Origin of the sequence: Sporosarcina luteola (assembly GCF_023715245.1) — a bacterium.
GTDB classification, from domain to species: Bacteria; Bacillota; Bacilli; order Bacillales_A; family Planococcaceae; genus Sporosarcina; species Sporosarcina luteola_C.
Window position 1 is genome coordinate 1 of the sequence record NZ_JAMBNV010000013.1, and the last position, 807, is coordinate 807.

Here is an 807-nt window from a genome sequence, read left to right on the forward strand (position 1 = left end):
CCCCATTCGGAAATCTTCGGATCACAGCTTACTTACAGCTCCCCGAAGCATATCGGTGTTAGTGCCGTCCTTCATAGGCTTCTAGTGCCAAGGCATCCGCCGTGCGCCCTTTCTAACTTAACCTTTATATGGTTTTCAACGCATTACATACGTCTAGACCACTGGTTGATTACCATTGTATAGCGATATACGTTGGTAATCGTTAAAAAAGTATTGTTCAATCACAAAAGTGATCGACTCGGTTGATTACTTGATGTTTTGTTGCTTCAATGTCGTTTTATCCAGTTTTCAAAGAACAAGTTTTGAAAGGTCATCAGAAGATGAACCTTCAAAACTGAACGCAAAACGTCAACGTATGAACCCAAGGTTCATATTCCGTAATTATCCTTAGAAAGGAGGTGATCCAGCCGCACCTTCCGATACGGCTACCTTGTTACGACTTCACCCCAATCATCTGTCCCACCTTCGGCGGCTGGCTCCCGTAAGGGTTACCCCACCGACTTCGGGTGTTACAAACTCTCGTGGTGTGACGGGCGGTGTGTACAAGACCCGGGAACGTATTCACCGTGGCATGCTGATCCACGATTACTAGCGATTCCGGCTTCATGCAGGCGAGTTGCAGCCTGCAATCCGAACTGGGAACGATTTTATGGGATTGGCTCCCCCTCGCGGGTTTGCAACCCTTTGTATCGTCCATTGTAGCACGTGTGTAGCCCAGGTCATAAGGGGCATGATGATTTGACGTCATCCCCACCTTCCTCCGGTTTGTCACCGGCAGTCACCTTAGAGTGCCCAACTGAATGCTGG

2 rRNA genes are annotated in these 807 nt (G+C 48.5%); both read right to left on the reverse strand.

Going from position 1 to position 807, the window contains the following annotated elements:
* Positions 1-123 (reverse strand): 23S ribosomal RNA (locus M3152_RS17740); the annotation flags it as partial.
* A gap of 268 nt (positions 124-391) precedes the next feature.
* Positions 392-807, reverse strand: a 16S ribosomal RNA gene (locus M3152_RS17745); the annotation flags it as partial.